We start from the raw sequence: 669 nt of genomic DNA on the forward strand, positions 1-669 counted from the left end.
ATCTGGAACTTTGGATTGGAAGACTGGCCAGATTGCATTGAATTCTGGAGCATTGACGGGTGTTGGGACTTCGGGTTTTACGCCCAACAACACCGATGGTGTGGCGGGGTTACAAAATTCCACGCGTTATTTTGAAGTTAATTTGCGCGCGGCAGGTACGATCTCTATGACCGATACCACGGCCACGATTGACCGATTGAATGTGCGTGGAGCGCAATCAGGCTTGAACATCAAGTCTGGAAGTAGCCTTACTACGATGATATCATCATATGTGGATGCGGGTTTTGTGCGTGTGGACGGCGTGTTTGCGCCCAGCCAGCTCAATGTTTTGGGTGGTGTTGTATCTGGTAATGGATCCATTGTAACCAAAACGGGTGTGCTTGTGGCCAGTGGTACTTTGACCCCTGGTGCTGTTGGTGGTGTGGGGACATTGAGGATTAGTGGCGGAGCTGGATTTGGCGGCACGGGTGTGTTGGGCATTGATGTGGCCAGCCCGACTTCTGCGGACAGACTGATTATTGTGACGGGTAATCTTGTCTTGGGTGGCGGATTGGCTGTGAATTTCCTTGACAATTATGTGCCTGATTTTGGGACAAGTTGGACTATTGCCACTTCTGAAAAAGGCAGTATCAGCGGCAGTTTTGCAATGGTTGCTGCAAATTTGCCGGG

Annotated in this window: 1 protein-coding gene; it reads left to right on the forward strand. The window is 50.4% G+C overall.

What is annotated here, in order from left to right; translation table 11 throughout:
- Positions 1–669, forward strand: a 669-nt coding sequence (locus PsB1_RS11770; protein WP_284361837.1) for a hypothetical protein, incomplete at both ends; no start/stop codon positions are given.

The sequence above is a fragment of the Candidatus Phycosocius spiralis genome, assembly GCF_030158815.1.
Taxonomy (GTDB): Bacteria; Pseudomonadota; Alphaproteobacteria; order Caulobacterales; family Aquidulcibacteraceae; genus Aquidulcibacter; species Aquidulcibacter spiralis.